The 19,520-nt window shown below is 36.5% G+C and carries 19 protein-coding genes, 1 pseudogene and 1 riboswitch; of the genes and pseudogenes, 11 read left to right on the forward strand and 9 right to left on the reverse strand.

Annotated features, from left to right (window positions below; all coding sequences use genetic code 11):
• The first annotated feature begins 75 nt into the window (after nt 1–75).
• Together CKV67_RS02670 and CKV67_RS02675 are read left to right on the forward strand one after the other, a co-directional pair.
• Nucleotides 76–618, forward strand: a complete 543-nt coding sequence (locus CKV67_RS02670) for a DUF4564 domain-containing protein (protein WP_014092035.1) — start codon at nt 76–78, stop codon at nt 616–618.
• 234 nt (nt 619–852) lie between these two features.
• Nucleotides 853–1,653 (forward strand): formate/nitrite transporter family protein, encoded by an 801-nt coding sequence (locus CKV67_RS02675; protein ID WP_014092036.1) that lies wholly within the window; start codon nt 853–855, stop codon nt 1,651–1,653.
• 38 nt (nt 1,654–1,691) lie between these two features.
• Here CKV67_RS02675 and metX read toward each other — a convergent pair whose 3' ends face one another.
• Nucleotides 1,692–2,798, reverse strand: a complete 1,107-nt coding sequence (metX, locus tag CKV67_RS02680; RefSeq protein ID WP_014092037.1) for a homoserine O-acetyltransferase MetX — start codon at nt 2,796–2,798, stop codon at nt 1,692–1,694.
• Nucleotides 2,799–2,814: 16 nt separating this feature from the next.
• Nucleotides 2,815–4,092: an O-acetylhomoserine aminocarboxypropyltransferase/cysteine synthase family protein gene (locus CKV67_RS02685; protein ID WP_025279775.1), complete on the reverse strand. Its 1,278-nt coding sequence runs from the start codon at nt 4,090–4,092 to the stop codon at nt 2,815–2,817.
• Nucleotides 4,093–4,199: 107 nt separating this feature from the next.
• Nucleotides 4,200–4,300, reverse strand: a riboswitch (SAM riboswitch).
• Nucleotides 4,301–4,534: 234 nt separating this feature from the next.
• Between CKV67_RS02685 and CKV67_RS02690 the strand changes: the two genes are divergently transcribed.
• Nucleotides 4,535–5,062 carry an HdeD family acid-resistance protein gene (locus tag CKV67_RS02690; RefSeq protein ID WP_014092039.1) on the forward strand — a complete coding sequence of 176 codons (528 nt, stop codon included), beginning with the start codon at nt 4,535–4,537 and terminating at the stop codon, nt 5,060–5,062.
• Between the two features lie 46 nt (nt 5,063–5,108).
• Here CKV67_RS02690 and CKV67_RS02695 read toward each other — a convergent pair whose 3' ends face one another.
• The 3 genes from CKV67_RS02695 to CKV67_RS02705 form a co-directional block, all read right to left on the reverse strand.
• Nucleotides 5,109–6,407: an LPXTG cell wall anchor domain-containing protein gene (locus CKV67_RS02695; protein ID WP_014092040.1), complete on the reverse strand. Its 1,299-nt coding sequence runs from the start codon at nt 6,405–6,407 to the stop codon at nt 5,109–5,111.
• A gap of 163 nt (nt 6,408–6,570) precedes the next feature.
• Nucleotides 6,571–7,272 carry a Crp/Fnr family transcriptional regulator gene (locus CKV67_RS02700; RefSeq protein WP_014092041.1) on the reverse strand — a complete coding sequence of 234 codons (702 nt, stop codon included), beginning with the start codon at nt 7,270–7,272 and terminating at the stop codon, nt 6,571–6,573.
• A 73-nt stretch (nt 7,273–7,345) separates the two neighbouring features.
• A complete protein-coding gene (locus CKV67_RS02705; RefSeq protein WP_014092042.1) occupies nt 7,346–7,894 on the reverse strand; it encodes a biotin transporter BioY in 549 nt (182 codons plus the stop codon).
• Nucleotides 7,895–8,087: 193 nt separating this feature from the next.
• On the opposite strand from CKV67_RS02705, the gene CKV67_RS02710 reads away from it, so the two are divergent.
• The 4 genes and pseudogenes from CKV67_RS02710 (at nt 8,088) to CKV67_RS02725 (ending at nt 10,710) form a co-directional block, all read left to right on the forward strand.
• Nucleotides 8,088–8,417: a PadR family transcriptional regulator gene (locus tag CKV67_RS02710; RefSeq protein ID WP_014092043.1), complete on the forward strand. Its 330-nt coding sequence runs from the start codon at nt 8,088–8,090 to the stop codon at nt 8,415–8,417.
• Nucleotides 8,414–9,004, forward strand: a complete 591-nt coding sequence (locus CKV67_RS02715) for an HAAS signaling domain-containing protein (RefSeq protein WP_014092044.1) — start codon at nt 8,414–8,416, stop codon at nt 9,002–9,004. Before CKV67_RS02710 ends, CKV67_RS02715 begins: the two co-directional genes overlap by 4 nt.
• Entirely contained in the window at nt 8,997–10,097 is a 1,101-nt protein-coding gene (locus tag CKV67_RS02720; protein ID WP_014092045.1) for a DUF4097 family beta strand repeat-containing protein, read from the forward strand. Before CKV67_RS02715 ends, CKV67_RS02720 begins: the two co-directional genes overlap by 8 nt.
• A gap of 105 nt (nt 10,098–10,202) precedes the next feature.
• Nucleotides 10,203–10,710: pseudogene (locus CKV67_RS02725) on the forward strand (N-acetyltransferase family protein).
• Nucleotides 10,711–10,756: 46 nt separating this feature from the next.
• Here the strand turns inward: CKV67_RS02725 and CKV67_RS02730 are convergent.
• The 3 genes from CKV67_RS02730 to CKV67_RS02740 all read right to left on the reverse strand — a co-directional run bounded on the left by CKV67_RS02730 (nt 10,757) and on the right by CKV67_RS02740 (nt 13,030).
• The gene (locus CKV67_RS02730; RefSeq protein WP_014092046.1) at nt 10,757–11,143 is read right to left on the reverse strand and encodes a hypothetical protein; all 387 of its coding nucleotides are present in this window, start codon (nt 11,141–11,143) and stop codon (nt 10,757–10,759) included.
• 51 nt (nt 11,144–11,194) lie between these two features.
• Nucleotides 11,195–11,539: a magnetosome magnetite crystal formation protein family gene (locus tag CKV67_RS02735; RefSeq protein ID WP_014092047.1), complete on the reverse strand. Its 345-nt coding sequence runs from the start codon at nt 11,537–11,539 to the stop codon at nt 11,195–11,197.
• A 150-nt stretch (nt 11,540–11,689) separates the two neighbouring features.
• Nucleotides 11,690–13,030 (reverse strand): MATE family efflux transporter, encoded by a 1,341-nt coding sequence (locus CKV67_RS02740; RefSeq protein ID WP_014092048.1) that lies wholly within the window; start codon nt 13,028–13,030, stop codon nt 11,690–11,692.
• A 167-nt stretch (nt 13,031–13,197) separates the two neighbouring features.
• On the opposite strand from CKV67_RS02740, the gene CKV67_RS02745 reads away from it, so the two are divergent.
• The 4 genes from CKV67_RS02745 to CKV67_RS02760 all read left to right on the forward strand — a co-directional run bounded on the left by CKV67_RS02745 (nt 13,198) and on the right by CKV67_RS02760 (nt 17,627).
• On the forward strand, nt 13,198–13,659 hold the full coding sequence (locus CKV67_RS02745; protein ID WP_014092049.1) for a MarR family winged helix-turn-helix transcriptional regulator: 462 nt from the start codon (nt 13,198–13,200) through the stop codon (nt 13,657–13,659).
• Between the two features lie 7 nt (nt 13,660–13,666).
• A complete protein-coding gene (locus CKV67_RS02750) occupies nt 13,667–15,391 on the forward strand; it encodes an ABC transporter ATP-binding protein (RefSeq protein WP_025279776.1) in 1,725 nt (574 codons plus the stop codon).
• On the forward strand, nt 15,388–17,211 hold the full coding sequence (locus tag CKV67_RS02755) for an ABC transporter ATP-binding protein (RefSeq protein ID WP_014092051.1): 1,824 nt from the start codon (nt 15,388–15,390) through the stop codon (nt 17,209–17,211). The genes CKV67_RS02750 and CKV67_RS02755 overlap by 4 nt, the downstream gene beginning before the upstream one ends.
• Before the next feature lie 116 nt (nt 17,212–17,327).
• On the forward strand, nt 17,328–17,627 hold the full coding sequence (locus CKV67_RS02760) for a rhodanese-like domain-containing protein (RefSeq protein WP_014092052.1): 300 nt from the start codon (nt 17,328–17,330) through the stop codon (nt 17,625–17,627).
• A 47-nt stretch (nt 17,628–17,674) separates the two neighbouring features.
• Here the strand turns inward: CKV67_RS02760 and CKV67_RS02765 are convergent, their stop codons facing one another.
• On the reverse strand, nt 17,675–19,447 hold the full coding sequence (locus CKV67_RS02765; protein WP_025279777.1) for a LapB repeat-containing protein: 1,773 nt from the start codon (nt 19,445–19,447) through the stop codon (nt 17,675–17,677).
• Nucleotides 19,448–19,520 lie beyond the last annotated feature (73 nt).

Below are 19,520 nucleotides of genomic sequence, written 5' to 3' on the forward strand. Positions count from 1 at the left end.
TAAAACGAGTAGAATAACAATAGGTATTATAAAACGTACCTATACAATACTTATGATACGAGAGGGGTACAACAAATGAAAAAAGAAAAGACAGTGTTAATTATGAACTTTGATGAGGAAAGTATTTCTTATCAAGCATTTTCTGAAATGAAAAGATTACACCAGGAACGTAAAATCATTGGCTACCAAATGGCAGTAGTTAAACATGAACCTGGGAATAAACTTGAAGCACAAGATTTTCTTGACTTTACTGGTGCCGACAAAAACTTGAAAGACAGCCTTATCGGGATGTTAATCGGTATTCTAGGTGGTCCATTTGGTATTTTAATCGGTTGGATGATTGGTGCAATCGTTGGTACTACAAAAGATGCAGGCGAAGTGAAAAATGCTTTAACCATCTTTGAAAGAACCTTGAAAACTATCCCAGAAGGTTCCACAGGCGTTATCTTAATTGCGACAGAACAAGAATTAGGAAACGTAAATGATGTAGCTATTGATGAGTTACACGGTCGCGTTCAACGTATGGACGAAGCTATCGTAGCACAAGAAATTAAAGAAGCTCAAGCTACAGAAGGAAAAGCAAAAGATTCTGCTAAGAAACATTGGTTTAGTAAATAAGTTACTCCAAAGAGGATAGAGCAATCTATTCTCTTTTTTTGTTTTAAAAAGCTGTAAATCGGGAAATAAAAACAAAATAATCATTAAAATTTGTCCAGATAAAATTTTTCTTCAGATGGTAACGCTTTACTTGTTTTTATTTTCTGAAAGCTATTTTCATAAAATTAAAAACATGCTACAATGAACAAGTTGTGATTTTCACAAGAATAATTCTTTATTTGGAGTTGAAGTAACTTGGATGTAGAAAGTAGTCCATTAATGCAGAAAATTGATTATAGTACGCGCAAAAAAATTGATTTAGTAAATAATAGTATTTTTCGTTATATTGTGCGCGCGATGCTAGCATGTTTATTTTTAACACTTGGAACCGCTGTTGCTGTCATGATTGGTGATAAAGTCGATCATTTCGCACCAGGACTTGGTAAAATTGTCTATGCCTTTATGTTCAGTTGGTCGCTCGTAATGATTATTTATATGAACGCCGAACTTGGAACGTCTAATATGATGTATATGACAACAGGTGTGTATCAAAAAATTATCAAACCAGGAAAAGCGTTGCAAATTTTATTCTTATGTATTATTTGTAACTTACTTGGTGGAATCTTGGCTGGGTATTTAGTATCCTTAACGTCTGCATTCCAAAATTTACCAGCAGATCACTTCTTATTTACTGCAGTTACTGGCAAGCTTGAAAAAGCACCACTCGAAATTTTTATCGAAGGTATTTTTGCCAACATTGTTGTAAATACGGCCGTGCTTTGTACATTACGGATGAAAGATGATGCTGGAAAAGTTATTGCGATGATTTTCATTATTTTCATCTTTGCTTTCTTAGGATTTGAACACGTTATCGCCAATTTCTCTTCATTCTCCTTAGCGTTTTTCGCATCAGGCGGAACACTTGCTGCAATGACAGCCGGAAATGTTTCTGTCAATTTAGTACTCGCGCTATTAGGGAATTTTGTAGGAGGAGGCCTCGTTATCGGTTTAGGATATGCTTGGCTTAACCGAACGAAATCCATTTATAAAGATTAATAAAAAAGATAGCTCAGAAATTTCTGGGCTATCTTTTTTTAGGCGTTTTTCACTGGTAAATTATTTAAAAATGTTCGAATTAATGGTTCGAATTTTGGGACCTCTTTTTCTACTAAAAAGGCGTCATGACCGTATTCAGAAGCGACTTCGTGATAGGTGACAGGAACGCTCCACTGCTTTAAAAGTTCATAGCCCTGGCGTAAATCATGAATCCGAAAAAGTTGATCGGTTGTGATACCAATTAGTAAGTACGGTATTTTAATTTTTGAAAAAGCTGGTAAGTCATCTTCGGCAGGGGAAGTAACATCAAATAAGTCAATTGCTTTCGTTAAAAACAAATAACTATTCGCATCAAACCGCTCTACAAAAGTATCTCCTTGGTATTGCAAATAAGATTCAATTTGGAAATGTTCTTTGGAAAATGCAGCTGGAGAACTCTCGGCAACTGTAAACCGTTCGAATCGCTTGGAAAATAGCTCACTCGTCCGGTAAGTCATCATGCCGACCATTCTTGCAGTCGCTAGTCCGCCCTCAGGTTGACCAATATAATTGCCACCATTAAAATCAGGATCATTTAATATTGCCATCCGCATAATTAGGTTATAGCCAATTGCATCAGGACCTGCAGCAAGAGGAGAAGCGATATTGACAATGCTATCAGTAATATCCTCATAATCAATCGCCCACTGAGTTGCTTGCATACCACCCATCGAACCGCCAATAACAGAAACAACACGTGCGACACCCAATTGTTCCAAAAGCTCACGCTGCACCTTAATAATATCTTTCATCGAAAAGCCGGGAAATTGAAGTCTAAATGGTTCATCCGTTTTTGGATTAATGGAAGAGGGGCCTGTTGTGCCACTACAACCTCCAAAAACATTCGTACAAACCAAGTAATATTTATTTGTATCAATCGTTTTCCCTGGTCCAATATAATCATCCCACCAACCAGGTGCATCATCTTCAAAGTGTTTAGCCGCATGTGCTGTTCCAGTAAGTGCATGCTCTAGCAAAATACAATTATCCCGTGATGCTGATAATGTTCCATAGGTTTCATAACCAACCAAAACGGGACTTAATGTTTCTCCATTTTCAAGTAGAAGAGGACTTTTTTGAAATAGTTCTTTTTGTTGTAAGCTCACTTCTCGTCACTTCCCCCTAAATTTGCTTGAGTGCTTGCGTTAAGTCTTGGATAATGTCATCCGCATTCTCGATTCCAATTGATAAACGAATGGATTCTGGTTTTACGCCAGCTGTATGTTGTTGCTCTTCACTTAATTGTTGGTGTGTAGTAGAAGTTGGATGGATAATCAGTGATTTTGCATCCCCAACATTCGCTAAGTGAGAGAATAAATCAACGGACTCGATTACTTTCTTCCCAGCTTCATAACCACCTTTAACTCCAAAAGTGAAAATAGAACCAGGGCCTTTTGGTAAATATTTTTGCGCTAAATCAAAATATTTATTTTCTTCTAATCCAGGATAGTTAACCCAAGCGACTTTTGGATGATCATTTAAGAAATTTGCGACCAATTTGGCATTTTTTACGTGTTGTTCTAGACGAAGTGAAAGGGTCTCTAAACCAAGAATAAGTAAAAAGGCATTGAATGGAGAAAGAGCTGCCCCTGTGTCGCGAAGAAGGGAAACACGAAGCTTCGTAATGTAAGCTGCTGCCCCAACATCATTCGTATATGATAAGCCATTATAACTATCATCTGGAACAACTAACTTGGGAAACTTGCCATTCGCCCAGTTGAACTTCCCGGAATCAATAACGGCCCCACCAATCGCAACCCCGTGACCACCGATAAATTTAGTAGCCGAATAGACAACGATATCTGCCCCAAAATCAAAGGGACGATTTAAATATGCGGTCGCGAAAGTATTATCAATAATAAGCGGTATATCTGAAGCATGCGCAATATCAGCAACTTTTTTGATATCAATAATATTAATATCTGGATTTCCGATTGTTTCAACAAAGACTGCTTTCGTGTTTGCCTTTATTGCTTTTCCAAAATTTTCTGGCTCATTTGGGTCTACAAAAGTAACATCAATTCCGAAAGTTTTGAATGTGTGAGAGAAAAGGGTATGGGTACCGCCATATAGTGTTGCTGCTGCGACAATGTGATCTCCAGAACCAGCAATATTTAAAATCGAATAAGTAATTGCAGCCATCCCAGAAGCGGTAGCAACTGCGCCAATTCCACCTTCAAGTAAAGTTAATCGTTCCTCTAAAACAGCTGTCGTTGGGTTCATAATTCTTGTATAAATATTTCCCGTTTCCTGTAAACCGAATAATGCCGCCGCATGTTCTGGACTATCAAATGTGTACGAGGTCGTTTGATAGATAGGAACAGCTCTTGAATGCGTGTCCACATCTGGCGTATGCCCCCCGTGTACTTGAATTGTCTCAAATTTATACTCATTACTCATAAAATTCACTCCCCATCAAAATGTATTTATCAGTAGATTCCATCAAAAAACCTCCCTAGCAGTATATAAGCCGCCAGAGAGGATGAGATTCCTAAACTTGGATTTCCGACTTATCTTTCAGAAAATACTGCTGGAATTAGCACCGTGAATATATATTCCGGTTGCTAAGGCTTCAAAGGGCCAGTCCCTCCACCTTTCGTGATAAGAAAAAACTATTAAATTAAGTTCATGTTACTCTGAATGAAATGAATTGTCAAATATATGCCCTAAGTAAACTAAAACTCGGTTATTTTGTGTAAATTTCGTGTCTTCTCTACGAATGAAGCTTTTTTTAGCAAGAAAGGGGTTTAAAAAGTGCTGTTTTAGGCTATTATAGTTAAGTCTAATTATATTTCATTAAATGGGGTTCAATTAGAACAAATTAAGGGAGTTGAAATGAAAAATGAAAACATTCACACGTATTCTTGTTTTATTAGCAGGGATTGCAATGATCGTACTAGGAATTTGGTTCTTATTCCATCCGGGGATTTCTTTATTAACCTCAACATTAATGTTTGGTTTCTTGCTACTAATTTCTGGTATCTTTCACACAGTATCTTATTTCTCAGACAAGAAAATGCAGAAAGTTTCTGGCTGGGTATTAGCTGATGGTATTTTATCTATCTTATTAGGTTTCTTGCTATTATTTAATGATTTTGCAGGTACAGCAACACTCGTATTACTATTTGGTATGTGGGTACTATTTGCTGGTATTATGCGTACAATTGGTGCGTTTACTGCCAAACAAAACAATGTACAAGGATGGGGCTGGATTTTAACAATCGGGATCATCGGTATTATTGTTGGGTTTATCGCACTTTTCAATCCAGTTGTTTCCGCAATTGGTATCGTACTTATCGTTGGTATCTTCTTCATTGTTCAAGGTATCAGCGCAATCGCAACATTCTTCTTTATTGGAAAAATGAATTAAGACAAATGAAAAAGCCGCTATCTAGTAAAACTAGATAGCGGCTTTTTTATGCTTGTTTTTTACGTAGTGTAATAGTTGCTCCACCTGCTAAAAGAAGTCCTATAGCAATTAATGGAAGGGAGTTCTCATCACCAGTTTTTGGTAGGAAACTTTTTGTATTTGCTTTTTTGACATTAATGTTGGGTTTTACTTTAGTGGATGATTTTGGTTGTGCGGCAATTTTTATACTTTCTCCAACATAAGTATAAATGGCCTCGTCGCTGTAATTACCATTATAATCATAGGCAACTAGGATAAATTCCTCATTTTGTTCGACGGGTGTTTTTAAATTAAAGGTAAAATTTCCTTTTGCATCAGATTCAGTTATTGCAATGGTTTCCTCGTTTATATCTAGTAGTTCTACCATTACATTAGGAGAAGTAGTGCCATAGATAGTTGTAGCAGTACTGGTTTGAGCATTTAATACTGGTGTTTTAAGGGTTGCAATGTTGTTTCCTACAAAATAAGCAACATTTACTTCTCGGGTATTACCAGCAGCGTCTTTTACAATAATGATAGCTTCATGCTCTCCTATAGTAGAAGTAGTTGCTTCATGTCCTGGCTTGAAAGACAACGTAACCTTACCCGAGTTATCAGTAGCAGTTACAAAGAAAGCAGGAGTTAAGATAGCTCCTTTTTCAATAACTTCATCTTCATTAATTGGTGATACTACAGGAAGTGTCTGATCAGCTATGTAAAATGATGCGACTAATTCCTCTGTCTTCCCATCCTTTGTTGCTAGTATAGTTGTTGTAAAGGTACCAACCGTTTTTGTAGATGGTGCACTTGATTTAAAGCTAAGTTTTACGCCTGTTGCTGGTGTCACAAATTGACTCGGTGTTGGTTTAGAATCTTGAGCAATTATTGGGGAGGACGATTTTAACTTGGCAAGTGGAGTGGCTGCTGCGTTTACCGTGAAATTAGCAGTAATTTCTGCGGACGTCGCATCATCAAATGTCACATTAATCACAGTTGAATAATTTCCAGCTACTCCTGTTGCTGGTTGTCCATTTTTAAAAGCGAAAGTAGGGTTATTTGTATTATCATTGATTGTTACAAAGTCACTCGCTACTGGTATGTTTCCAATTTCAAATGAAACTCCTTTTTTTGCAACTACCGCATTTGCAGTAGCTTTTAAAGATTTTTTTGCTGGTTCTGCTGTTTTTTCTGTTACTTCTGAAGCGGGTATGGCCGTTTCAACTGTGGATTCTTGGTCTGTTGTTTCAGTAGCAAGAGTGGATGTGCTCATAGATAAAACAAGTCCGAATGCTAAAGTTGCAGTTAATCCTTTTGTTAATTTCTTCATTCAATTTCCCCATTTCTCTCTTTAATTTTGTAGTACGAGTCTAGTGTACTATGATTTCAGATGTTAAGAAAGGGATAAATAACTAATTTATCTGACATGTTACAAAAATGTGACAACACAAAAAAGGCTTATATTTATGAAATATAGCCTTTTTAGTCAGCCTTTAAAGATATGACTTATATGTATTAGCTAATTTTTGTTTATGAATTTCAAAATCGTTTATCCGCCAAGGCTTAGGTGATAAAGCAAGAATTCCTTCTTCCTCTAATTTACGTAAATTTGTCGCCACATAAGCGCGCGCTAAATTCAAATAATTACCTAATATTTTTTGAGTAAAATAGTATGGAATAAGGCATGAGCCGTCTGATTCAATCCTACCAAAACGTTCACCACAAGCAATTAATCCTGCTAAAACTTTTTCATTAGAGGGTAAATTAACATATGCTTCTCGTTCTAAAATTGGTTGAACCATACTTTGCATTAATGCGTTCATTTGCCAAAAAACATCTGGGGAGCTTAAAAACTTACTGAGCACATACTTACGCTCAAATTGATACACGCTAACTTCACTAATTGTTGTATAGTTAACAGGTGATTTAGCGCCACCAAGCATTGTAAGTGGTCCGATAGAATCATTTTTTCCTAGGAAGCTAATAATGCTATCTTCTTTACATGTGTTTTTACTCATGGAGACAACCCCGTCTTCAATTATGTAGAAGTGGGTAGCTTCTTCTCCTTCTGTTAAAATCTTTTGGTTGCGTCTGAAGCGAATTCTTTTATATGGAAGAACTGCTTCATTGGAATCTTTTAACAAATTAAGTAAATCTGCGTTGTAAAAACTATTTTCCTCGTTTAATAATGACATAAACCGAGTCCCCTTTTTCAGTGTGAATCATTATCATTATATAGGAGAAAAGTTAAAATGTGTATTAATGGGCTTACGAAGCTTTAAGTAGCTTTGCTTTTAGTAAACGGTCGCGAATCAGGATACCTAGAACAGCAGCAAAAACAGCTTTAATAATACCTGGAATAATAAAAGGTACCATACCAGTTAAAAAGGCAGTTGGCCAATCAAGACCTGCGCTGATTTTAAGCCATAATACACCAAATATAAGTGTAACTATCGCTCCTAAAATATTGGCAACAATTGCAAAAGGAACAGTGAATTTAGTTTTTTGCAGAAGCCAACCCGTAAGAAGGGCGTTAAAAATAAAGCCAATAATAAATCCGCCAGTTGGTCCAAAGATAATACCAATTCCTGCTGTCATACCTTGAAATACAGGAATACCAACAGCACCAAGAACAATATAAACTAAAACGGAAATCGTACCATGTCTAGCTCCAAGAATAGTTGCTGCTAAACCAACCGCAAAAGTCTGTCCAGTAAGTGGAATTGGACCAAGTGGAATGGCTACTTGAGCAAGTATTGCAATAATGACTGCAAAGAGTGCATCTACCACTAAAAATTTCAATTTCTGATCACGCATAAATAAACCTCTCCTTAATGTAAACTTAGTACTAAAATAGGTTAACATTTATCGAGTGAAAAAACAATACTATTTTTTTTGACCAGTACCTTGCATTGAATACTAGTGTATGATAAACTGTAGCAGTACTGAATAATATTTAGTAGTGATTTTTTATTACTAGTAGAAAATACTGCAGAATGGAGGAGTTAGCATGGAGGTTAACCCACAATTCAAAAAAGGTGTATTGGAACTTTGTTGTTTATTTTTAATTCAAAAGAAAGATTGCTATGGCTATGAGTTAGCTAATCAAGTTTCCAAATATATTGAGGTAGCAGAAGGTGCTATTTATCCTGTACTTAGAAGGCTAGTCAAAGAAGAATATTGTTCTACTTACTTAGTGGAGTCCAATGAAGGACCATCAAGAAAATATTACCAACTAAGCGTAAAAGGTGAGATTTACTTAAATGAGCTTATCTCAGAATGGAATAATTTTACAGATAGTGTTGCAAAGCTTTTAACTGAGGGGGGGAGCAGAAAATGAATAAACAAGATTTTTTAAATGAATTAAATCAACGTCTGGAATTGCTAGATCCAAAAGAACGAAGAGAGCTGCTTTCAGACTATCAAGAACATTTTAGAAATGGATTAGCAGAAGGGAAGAGTGAGGAACAAATCGTTTTTGACCTCGGTACACCAGAAGAAATTGCTGCAGATATTTTGAATGAGCGCGATATTAAAATGGAACAAGTGGATAATGATTACTATTATGTGCCAAGAAAAAGTCACCGTGGTAATAGATCAACAGGAATGCAAATATTAATTGGTGTAGGGTTGTTTTTCTTAGATGTTTGTTTAATTATCCCAATACTCGTATCACTCTGGGCTGTTTCAATTTCACTTTGGGCGACTGTTGGCTCATTTCTAATTTCCCCAATACTTCTTGGAGTAGGGCTTATCTTTGGGATGGAATTTGAAATGTATCAAATGTTTGTTTCTGTAAGCTTAGTAGGACTCGGATTAATGTTACTATTTGTAGCAAGTTTACTTTTCCAATTCACGAAAAAAGCAACAATTGGAATCATTGAGTGGCATAAATATGCAGTAAAAGGAGGCGGAGAAAATGCCTAAACATCACTGGAGAAGCAAATTATTTTTCGCTGGCTTAGTATTATTTATTATTGGAGCAATTGGTGTTGGATTTACAATGAAGTCTGGAGAAATGATTGAAAAAGGAGAACCGCTTACGAAAACTTGGGATTTAGCGGATTCTGATATTAGTAAGATTACTTTTTCTTCTAGTCGTGATACATTAATCGAGTGGAAAAAAAGTACATCTGGAAAAAATTATGTAGAACTTAGCGGTAATTATTCTAAGCATGACAAAGAAGAAATTGAAAAATCAAAAGCTGCATCAACGGATGGTACTTCTTTTGATTTAACCGTACCAGAAGAGAATGTTTGGTTTAACTTCGGGAAAATATATGTATATGGGCAACAAAAATTAACCGTCTATTTAACAGAAGACACGAAACTAGAAAACTTACAATTAAAATCTAACTCCGGAGATATGACTGTATCTAATTTCAAAGTGAATAGTTTTGTTAGCACAGCAAGCTCTGGTGAGTTAAAAGTAAATAAAATAGAAGCAGACAGTGTGGAAGCTTCATCTACTTCAGGAGATATCGAACTTGCAGATATTAAAGCAGACACCTCACTTGAAACTAGCTCTGGGGAAACAGCTATTACTAACTTAACTGGAAATCTAGAAGTGAACGGGAATTCAGGAGATGTAACAGCTTCAGGCGTCAAAGCGAACAATATCAAAATTGCTGTAGAATCAGGTGAAATCGAACTTACAAATAGTAACATCGCTAAATTAGGCACACTAACTTCAAGTTCAGGCGATATTTCTACCCTTGATACAAAAGGAAAACTGGATGTGGAGTCAAGTTCTGGTTCCGTTGAGTTAGAACGCATAACGAATAACCTTAATGTGAAAACTAACTCCGGAGATGTAGATGTCTCATTTGTCAAACCGGCGAAAGATGTCAAAGTATTTACAGACTCAGGAGAAATTGACATACAATTACCGACAGACTACAAAGCAATCTATGAAGTAAATACAAATTCTGGATCAATTAAAAAGCCAACAAGCTATACAAACACCGAAAATCGAGTAACGGTAGATTCAAGTTCGGGCGACATTACCATCGAAAAATAATAAATTTTGTGCGCTAATTATTCCTTTAGCGCATTTTTTTGTAGAAAAAGGGTAAAGTCAGTTAAACTGTTTTATCAATTTGCGTAATTGGAAGGAGAATGGATAATGGACTTTCAGATTAGAAAAGCAACTAATTTAGACGCGGAAGCCATTCAACACGTAGCGATTACATCGTGGCACCACACCTACCAAGAGTTAATTCCAAATGATGTACAAGACGGCTTTTTAGAAAAATATTATAATGTGGAAACACTTCATAATCGTATTTCAGCGACTCCTTTTGCTGTTTTAGAACAAGCAAATAAAGTGATTGGATTCGCGAATTTTATTGAACTTGAAAAAGGGAAAAGTGAGCTGGCAGCATTTTATTTATTACCAGAAGTGACGCAGCGAGGGCTTGGCACCGAACTTTTAGAAGAAGGCATGACTTTATTTCATGTACCACTTCCCACTTCCGATGTTTGTTAACGTGGAAAAAGGCAATGAAACAGCTATTCATTTTTACGTGGCGAAAGGTTTTGTCAAAGTGGAAGAATTCACTGAAAATTTTTATGGCTATCCATTAGAAACGATTCGAATGAACTTAAATCATCATGCTTTTGAAGAAGAATAAAAAAATGTCTATTCTAGTTGAAAAATCAATTAGGATAGACATTTTTTTATTTTGTAGCAGCTTTTCCACTAGCACGATTTCCGCCTCGCAAGAAAAAGAAAATGATTGCTAAGATTGCCATAATAATTCCACCAAGGATCGATATGCCAACAGAAGTAATCATACCGGAAACCTGAATGATACTTAAAATTATAACCGTCACAACAACTCCATAAGCAAATCCCCAGAGACTAAAAGTTAAATAGTTCGCTTTTTTACTAAAACCATAAAAAATTTCTCCGAGTGTAGAAGCGACTAAAATAACCGGTGCCGCAAAAAGAATTGCGGAGAAAATAAGTTGCAGTGTCACATTTTCATAAAGAATTGTTTCAATTAAAAGCGCAGAAAAAATACCTAAAACAAAAATGGATAAATAAGCTAAAATAAAGCGCATAAAAAAACCTCCTAAAGTACACTATATTATAGCATAAAATAGGAAGTTCAATTAACATCTAGCCCAGTTATCCTCTGAACGTTTTACGATGCAAGCAATGCCTCGAATCAAATTGAAAAGTAGAATTGTGACATTAAGAACAACGATAAAAAATACGGTAGCTAACGATAAGAAATGAACAGTGTCCGCACTATTGGTACTAAAGGGAACGTAATAATAAAGGAGAATTGCAACACTCATTCCAATAACAAAAGTTGCTTGTGTTAATAACGCCCATTTGGCATGATGCTTTGTTTCTTTATCTCTATTAGTAAGACAAATAAGGCATGGAGTAATAATCGGACCGAAAAAAAGACTAAAATAACTTAATGCGCTAATTATTTTTTTATCTAACATGTCATATCTATCCTTTCATTTGTTTATATATTTAGTATAGCGGGGAAAGAGAAAAGGAACCAGCGAATTAGGTGACGATATCAAAAGGAAGATGACAGTTTTGTCATATAAGAAAAAACGTCCCTTCGAAAAAATCAAAGAGACGTTTCTTTATATGATAGATTTTAACGACCAAACTTTACTTCGCCACCTTTTGTACATTAAGACAGCACGAACTCCTTCATCGATAATGTAAGCCAGCCAAACACCTACAAGTCCAAGGCCTGCTGAAATTCCAAGTACATAAGAGAACGGCAAACTAACAATCCACATCACAATCAGACCACAGATGAATGGAAAACGGACATCACCCGTAGAATTAAGACTGCTAATAATAATGATATTAGTTGCACGACCAAGTTCAAGGAAAATGGAGAGTAAGAATAATTCTTTTGTCATTGTGATGATTTCTGTGTTTGTTGTAAAGAGTCGCATAATTGGTTCAGCGAAAAGATAAATCGAGAAACTGACGATGATAGCGACGACTAAGCCGATTTTCCAACTGCGAAGGCCTTGTCTATATGCTTTATCAATTTCTTTTGCCCCGACAGCACGCCCGATAATTATTTGTGAGGCTTGACCGAGTGCGATTGCAAATAGAGCGACGAATTGACTAACAGTAGAGGCATAGACTTTAGTTGTTAGTGCTTCCGTCCCAAGAATGGCAATAATTGCTGTAACAACAAGCTGAGAGCCTGCATAAGATAAGTTTTCACCAGCAGATGGAAGTCCAAGTCGTAAAATCGAGTAAAGAAGTTTTTTCGATACATGTTCCAATTTTTTGAAATGAAAAGTATAACCAATGTATTTTCGTAGCATAAAAATGGCAAGTACCATTCCGATAAAGTTAGCGACAGCTGTAGAAATACCAACACCTGCTACACCGTAATCTAAGTAGACAAGTGGACCATATAGGAATAAATAGTTACCAACCACATTGATAATACTGATGGTTACAGGGACTAAAATGGACTGCCTGACATAACCATGTGCTCGAAGAATTGGCAAGATGGAAGCATGAATCGCAATAACAACCGAACTTCCGCCAATAATTTCAAGAAATGGCGCGCCAACCTCGACTAAATGAGGAGCAATGCCCATCCAAGTAAGAAAGCTTTTCGACATAAAAATGAAAATAACACTCATCACAATTCCGATTAAGAAAGCGACTACTAAGCCATTTGTAATGACATTTTCGATTTCTTTATGTTTTTTTGCACCAATCATTTGCGACACGATGATTTGGACCCCAACACTGATAAAGCCATAAATAATGATGGAAATAACCAGAATTTGATTGGCAACCCCTGTCGCCGCAACGGCATCATCGGAATAATGACCTAGCATAAAGACATCAATATAGCTAATCATCAGACGCAAAAATTGCTCTAAGAAAATTGGCCAAGCAAGCGTAAATAAACTCAGACTTGCAACCTTTTGTACGGAACTCACATTTTCCCCTCCCTTCTGGTTTATACACAATTAAAGCCATTATAAGACAATTAAAGTTAAAAGTATAGATTAATTTCAAAATGCGCTCAAGATATTGCTTGACAAAAAAAGAATAACTCATATAATTAGTTAGGTAAACTAATCAAATGGTAGAAAGAAGTGGAGAAATGTCTTCCAAAAATCAAGACTTGGGGCACTCGGTTATCAAGGCTTTTATGAATTTTAAACATGCCGAAATAAAGAGTTTTCAAATCCCAGGATATAGTAAATCTGAGACAAGATTTATTTTTATTTTATCACGTGGTCTTAAAAGTCAAGGACCTAAAATCCGTGTTTCCGATCTTGGTCATATGCTGCGAATTTCGAAACCGAGCGTAACCCAAATGATACAATCGCTCGAAGGAAAAGGGCTCATCAAGCGTGTGAAAAACCCAGATGACAAGCGTTCGATGTATGTAGAACTCACAGAACTTGGCGCAGATGTATCTAAAAAAATGCTGGATGAGTTTCAGACTAGTTTTGAAGATATGCAAGAATTTTTGGGAGAAGAAGACATGAAGAAGTTAATTACCCTCTTAGAGAAACTCACAGAATACTTAAACGCAAAATCCGAAAATAAGGAGGCATAAACCACAAATGATGAAATTAATGAAAAGATTAAAACCTTATTGGCTGAGTATTACAGTCGTATTAGTTCTTACTTTCGGACAAGTTATTGGTCAACTTTATTTACCGACGCTCATGTCCAACATTATTGACAAAGGCGTTGTGACAGGAGATACCGACTATATTTGGAAAACTGGTATGCAGATGTTACTGATATCTTTCGCTTCTGTAATTTTGTCTGTTATAGTTGTTTATCTTGCATCAAAAATTTCCATGGGATTTGGGAAAGATTTGCGAGATAAAATTTTTACCAAAGTAGAGGACTTCTCTTTACAAGAATTTGATAAAGTAGGAACTTCTTCACTAATTACAAGAACAACCAATGATGTTGTTCAAATCCAAAACGTACTTTATATGATGATGCGACTAATGGTGATGGCACCGATTATGTTACTCGGCGGGATTATTATGGCTGTAGGACGAGACGCAAAATTATCTCTAATATTTGTAGTCGTTCTTCCATTGTTACTTATTTTAGTAGTAGTCCTTGGTAGTAAAGCAATGCCAATGTTTAAATCACTCCAAAAGAAGATGGATAAATTAAACCGGGTTATCCGTGAAGGCTTAACCGGGATTCGCGTCGTACGGGCATTCAACCGTAACGAAGACGAGCTAGAAAAGTTTGAAGAAGCAAATGCGGATTATGCAACAACTGCAATCAAAGTTAACCGACTACTTTCACTCATGAGTCCACTTATGATGTTACTAATGAATCTAACATCTATCGCCATTGTTTGGATTGGTTCTATTTTTATTGGAAATGGCGATATGCAAGTAGGAGACTTAATGGCGTTTATTCAATACGCGATGCAAATTATGATGTCCTTCATGATGCTTTCGGCGGTATTTATCATGATTCCACGTGCTGGTGCTTCAGCAGAACGTATTAATGAAGTACTAGACATGGAAGCAGAAATACTTAACCCTGCTAATCCAAAAACAAGTACACCTCCAGCAAAACTTTCTTTTGAAAATGTGACTTTCCGTTATGAAGGTGCTGAAAAACCTGTGATTGAAAACATTAGCTTTGAAGCAAAAGCAGGCGAAACAGTGGCTATTATCGGAAGTACCGGCGCTGGTAAATCTACTTTGATCAATATGATTCCGCGTTTTTATGATGTCGAAAGTGGTGTTGTAAAAATAAATGGAATCGATGTACGTGAAATGGATCAATCTAGTTTGCGCCAAAAAATTGGACTTGTGCCACAAAAAGCGGTGTTATTCACCGGGACAATAGCTTCCAACATGCGCTATGGAAAAGAAGATGCAACAGATGAAGAAATTTGGGAAGCACTTCGAACTGCTCAAGCGGAAAATTTTGTCTCTAAACAGTCAAATGGACTTGATAGTCGCGTAGAACAAGGTGGTAATAACTTCTCAGGAGGACAGAAACAACGGCTTTCAATTGCACGCTCTTTAATTAGAAAACCAGAAATTTATATTTTTGACGATAGTTTTTCGGCACTTGATTTCAAAACAGACGCTAAACTTCGGGAAGCACTTAAGAAAGAAACAACCGAAGCTGTCACACTTATCGTTGCACAACGAATTACCTCCGTGGTGAATTCTGACCAAATCATTGTGTTAAATGAAGGTAAAGTTGCTGGAATTGGCACACATGAAGAATTAAAAGAAACTAATCAGATTTATCAAGAAATCATGAGGTCACAGCTGTCAGAGGAGGAAATCGCATGAGTGCAGCAACACCAGGTCCAGGCGGTGGAATGAGAATGCAAACAAATGCTAAACCGAAAAATTTCAAACAAACATTATTCCGGTTACTTGGCTACATGAAACCTCGTTCTGTCGCAATAATAGTCGTATTTATCTTTGCAATCCTGTCCACGATATTTAATATTTTCAGCCCAAAAGAACTCGGGAAAGCAACAACGGAAATTTTTAAAGGTGTAATGAGTCCAGCAGGAATTGACAACGACAAAATATTTAACATCTTAATGATTGTTTTAGTACTATATCTTGGAAGTTCTTTATTCAGCTTTATTCAACAATATGTGATGTCGAGCGTAGCACAACGTACGGTTTATGATATGCGTAAAGATTTAAAAGCGAAAATGGCACGACTTCCTCTAAAATATTATGATACACGTTCAAATGGGGATATTTTAAGTCGTTCTGTTAATGACATGGATAATATCGCAAACACACTACAACAATCACTAACACAAGCAATCACAGCAATTGTACAAATGATCGGTGTCTTAATTATGATGCTAACAATTAGCTGGCAGATGACCTTGATTGTACTTGTAACCGTACCAATCAGTATTATTCTAGTAGCAATTATTGCTGGGAGATCACAACGTTACTTTGGTGCGCAACAACGTAATTTAGGTATTTTAAATGATACTGTGGAAGAAACATACGGTGGACAAACAATTATTAAAGCATTTGGTCAAGAAAAGAAAACTTTAGTTAAATTTGATGAAGTAAATGATGATTATTTTAAAGCAGCGAAAAAAGCACAATTTATTTCTGGGATAATGATGCCAGTAATGCAATTTGTAGGTAACCTAGGTTATGTAGGTGTCTGTGTAGCTGGTGGTATTTTTGTTACTAATGGAACGCTTCAAGTAGGGGATATCCAATCATTTACACAATATGTGCAGCTATTTACGCAACCTATCTCTAGTGTTGCAAATATTGCCAACATCATTCAATCCACTATTGCTTCTGCGGAACGTGTTTTTGAAATGATGGATGAAGAAGAAGAAAAAGATGAAATCCCAGCAAACATTAACCAAGTTGCTGGCGAAGAAAATAGTATTGTTTTCGATCACGTGAAATTTGGTTATACTCCTGACAAACCACTGATGACCGATTTAAATATTCATGTGGAAGAAGGACAAATGGTCGCGATTGTTGGCCCAACTGGCGCTGGTAAAACAACGATTATTAATCTGTTGATGCGTTTTTATGATGTCGATGGTGGTTCTATCCGGATGAAAGGTATTGATACCCGAGATATGACTAAGGATGCTGTTCGCGAAAAATTCGGCATGGTACTACAAGATACTTGGTTATTCAACGGAACAATTGCTGACAACATTGCATACGGTCGTGAAGGAGCAACGAAAGAAGAAGTTATTGGAGCAGCAAAAGCGGCATATGCAGATGATTTCATTCGTCGATTACCAAATGGCTATGATACCGTTTTAAATGAAGAAGGTTCCAATATTTCACAAGGTCAAAAGCAATTATTAACGATTGCTCGGGCGATCTTGTCTGATCCTTCTATCTTAATTCTAGATGAAGCGACTTCTAGTGTAGATACTCGTACAGAATTAAATATTCAACTAGCAATGGGTAACTTAATGGAAGGACGCACTAGCTTTGTTATTGCCCACAGACTTTCGACGATTCGTGATGCAGACCTAATTCTAGTAATGAATCACGGTAGCGTCATTGAACAAGGGACACATAAAGATTTATTAGATGCAAAAGGCTTTTACGCAGATCTTTACAATAGTCAGTTTACTGGAGCACAAGCAGTTTAATGACAATGAAAAACAATGTGGTTTTAACAGCCACATTGTTTTTTTGAGCAGAAAATTTGTTTGATTACGGATTAGACGATATGGTTAAGAAAGAATAATTGGAAGAGGTGGAAAAAGTGTATCAATCTATCACAGCAAACGACTTGGAACAAGAATTGAAAGCCAATTCGAGAAATATATTAGATGTAAGGGATGCCGCTGATTTTGCGGAAGGGCATATTCCAAATGCTATCAATATCCCAATAAATGAATTACCAGAGAAATTTAAAGGCTTAGACAGCGAGCAAGCTTATACGATTATCTGTTATGCTGGAGGTCGGTCAGAACGAGCAAGTCAGTTTCTTGCTGCGGAAGGCTTTGAAGTTACGAATGTCATGGGTGGCATGGGAGCTTGGCACGGGGAAACTAGCAAATAATGAATGCAAAAAAGCTGCGATTCTAAGTAGAGTCGTAGCTTTTCTATTTAATGTTGTTTTCTTTTCCGGAAAGAAAAAACAGTCACTCCAGCTAAAACGATACCAATTAAAATCATAGTGTCTAGATTAGAATCACCTGTAGCAGGTAAGGAAGCTTGATTGGTACTGTTTTGATGATTAGGTGATGTGGTTCCGTTGTTAGCAGAAGAATCATTACTACCGTCTGGATTTGGACTTGAATCAGGTGTAGGAGTTGGGTCTGGTCCAGGAGGTGTAGGAGGAGTCGGTGGACCAGGTGGTTCTTCACGGTTCTCAACTGTTACGAGAACTTTTACCGGATCAGCCTCTATACCATCTGCACTTACCGCACGCAAGGTCACCTCATACGTTCCAGATTTATTTAAGTTAACAACACTATCAAAGTCATTTGTCACGGGACTTCCATCATTGGTAGTAGCTGAAATATCCTTTAAGAATTGTTCGGAAGTTTTGGAATCGCCGGTTGTATAAGTGATTGTTTTATCAGCCGTAATTATTGGTTTAGCTAAGACGGTTACTGTCACTGTTTTAGGAGTTGCTTTTAGACCTGCAGCGTTTTCTGCATTAAGTGTCACTGTATAAACTCCTGGCATACTTAAATCTACCACACTATCAAAATCGCTTGTCACTGGGGTCCCATCATCTGTTTCAGCGTGAATATCAGATAAGAACTGTGCTTCCGTGACAGGATTTCCTTCTCTATAACTTATTGTGTCATCATTTGTAATCGTCAAGGAATGATCAATGTCAAAGTAATGGTCATATGTCCCTCCTGAAATCGTATAGGAAGTGATATTTGGAGGAGCTGCGTAACTTCCAGCAGGATTATTATAAACAGCATTATATTCCATTTTAGTAATAGCATCAAAATCATCTTTTGTAATCCCGCTAACAGTGATACCAGTATCATCAATGCTTAAGCGACTGCCAGTAATTTGTTGTTCATTTAAAGTGAAATAAGTGCTAGATCTACTTGTAGATGTTGAAAATGGAATAAGGTCACCGTTAAAATTCACGGTACGTTCTGTCATTAACGTAAAGGGAACAAAAATAGTTTGGTTCGCTTCGTCATAATTCAATGCGGAACTTTTAATAGAGCTATTTATTAAAACTGTTCGGCCAACGTTTTGACCATAAGCGGATAGATTTTTTAAGCTGGGGAAATCTTCAATTCCACGATAATCATTAATTCCACAAAATTGTACAAATAAAGTAACTAAATTAGGTAATGATTTAAGTGGCATAATATCGGTCAAAGAATGGTTACTATCTAAATTTAAGTAAGTTAAGTTGGGGATTTTATTGATTTTAGTTAAAGCATCATTGGTAAGATTTGCAGGACTAATATTTAAGTTTGTTAGCTCTTGTAAACCATTAAGGTCTGGGATGGAGTTGGAGGTAATATTACTACCAGCTAAACTAATATTTGTTAATTTTGATAATGATGCGAGTAAAGAAAAATCGGTAACTTGCGTGTTGGCTAGACGCACAGAAGTTAAATTATGTGCATAATCTATGCCGGTTATATCTGCTACAGTACCTCCATTAATAGTAATATTAGTAATCGTGTCCATCTGTGCTTCGGTAATATCACTAGTACTAGGTTGACTGAGAAGACTATTTAAATAGCTTTTGAATGCAAGGTCAGGAATGTTTACGATATCTTGTGCCGCTTGGACGTTGCTATTTTCTTCAGCTGAAACATTGCTAGATAATGGGGCGGCTAAAAGTGGTACTATTAAAAAAGCACATAAGCTAATTTTTATCCCAAGTTTTATCATGAAGCTATTCCCTCCTTTTTAAAATCTAATGTAAAATTTATATAATGATATATTATCTATAACCATTCCTTTT

Origin of the sequence: Listeria ivanovii subsp. ivanovii (assembly GCF_900187025.1) — a bacterium.
GTDB classification, from domain to species: Bacteria; Bacillota; Bacilli; order Lactobacillales; family Listeriaceae; genus Listeria; species Listeria ivanovii.

What these genes read in the sequence shown, in the direction of transcription:
- CKV67_RS02670 (WP_014092035.1), top strand. Translation starts at nt 76, where the DNA reads ATGAAAAAAGAAAAGACAGTGTTAATTATGAACTTTGATGAGGAAAGT.
- CKV67_RS02685 (WP_025279775.1), bottom strand. Translation starts at nt 4,092, where the DNA reads ATGAGTAATGAGTATAAATTTGAGACAATTCAAGTACACGGGGGGCAT.
- CKV67_RS02690 (WP_014092039.1), top strand. Translation starts at nt 4,535, where the DNA reads ATGAAAACATTCACACGTATTCTTGTTTTATTAGCAGGGATTGCAATG.
- CKV67_RS02695 (WP_014092040.1), bottom strand. Translation starts at nt 6,407, where the DNA reads ATGAAGAAATTAACAAAAGGATTAACTGCAACTTTAGCATTCGGACTT.
- CKV67_RS02700 (WP_014092041.1), bottom strand. Translation starts at nt 7,272, where the DNA reads ATGTCATTATTAAACGAGGAAAATAGTTTTTACAACGCAGATTTACTT.
- CKV67_RS02705 (WP_014092042.1), bottom strand. Translation starts at nt 7,894, where the DNA reads ATGCGTGATCAGAAATTGAAATTTTTAGTGGTAGATGCACTCTTTGCA.
- CKV67_RS02710 (WP_014092043.1), top strand. Translation starts at nt 8,088, where the DNA reads ATGGAGGTTAACCCACAATTCAAAAAAGGTGTATTGGAACTTTGTTGT.
- CKV67_RS02715 (WP_014092044.1), top strand. Translation starts at nt 8,414, where the DNA reads ATGAATAAACAAGATTTTTTAAATGAATTAAATCAACGTCTGGAATTG.
- CKV67_RS02720 (WP_014092045.1), top strand. Translation starts at nt 8,997, where the DNA reads ATGCCTAAACATCACTGGAGAAGCAAATTATTTTTCGCTGGCTTAGTA.
- CKV67_RS02730 (WP_014092046.1), bottom strand. Translation starts at nt 11,143, where the DNA reads ATGCGCTTTATTTTAGCTTATTTATCCATTTTTGTTTTAGGTATTTTT.
- CKV67_RS02735 (WP_014092047.1), bottom strand. Translation starts at nt 11,539, where the DNA reads ATGTTAGATAAAAAAATAATTAGCGCATTAAGTTATTTTAGTCTTTTT.
- CKV67_RS02745 (WP_014092049.1), top strand. Translation starts at nt 13,198, where the DNA reads ATGTCTTCCAAAAATCAAGACTTGGGGCACTCGGTTATCAAGGCTTTT.
- CKV67_RS02750 (WP_025279776.1), top strand. Translation starts at nt 13,667, where the DNA reads ATGATGAAATTAATGAAAAGATTAAAACCTTATTGGCTGAGTATTACA.
- CKV67_RS02755 (WP_014092051.1), top strand. Translation starts at nt 15,388, where the DNA reads ATGAGTGCAGCAACACCAGGTCCAGGCGGTGGAATGAGAATGCAAACA.
- CKV67_RS02765 (WP_025279777.1), bottom strand. Translation starts at nt 19,447, where the DNA reads ATGATAAAACTTGGGATAAAAATTAGCTTATGTGCTTTTTTAATAGTA.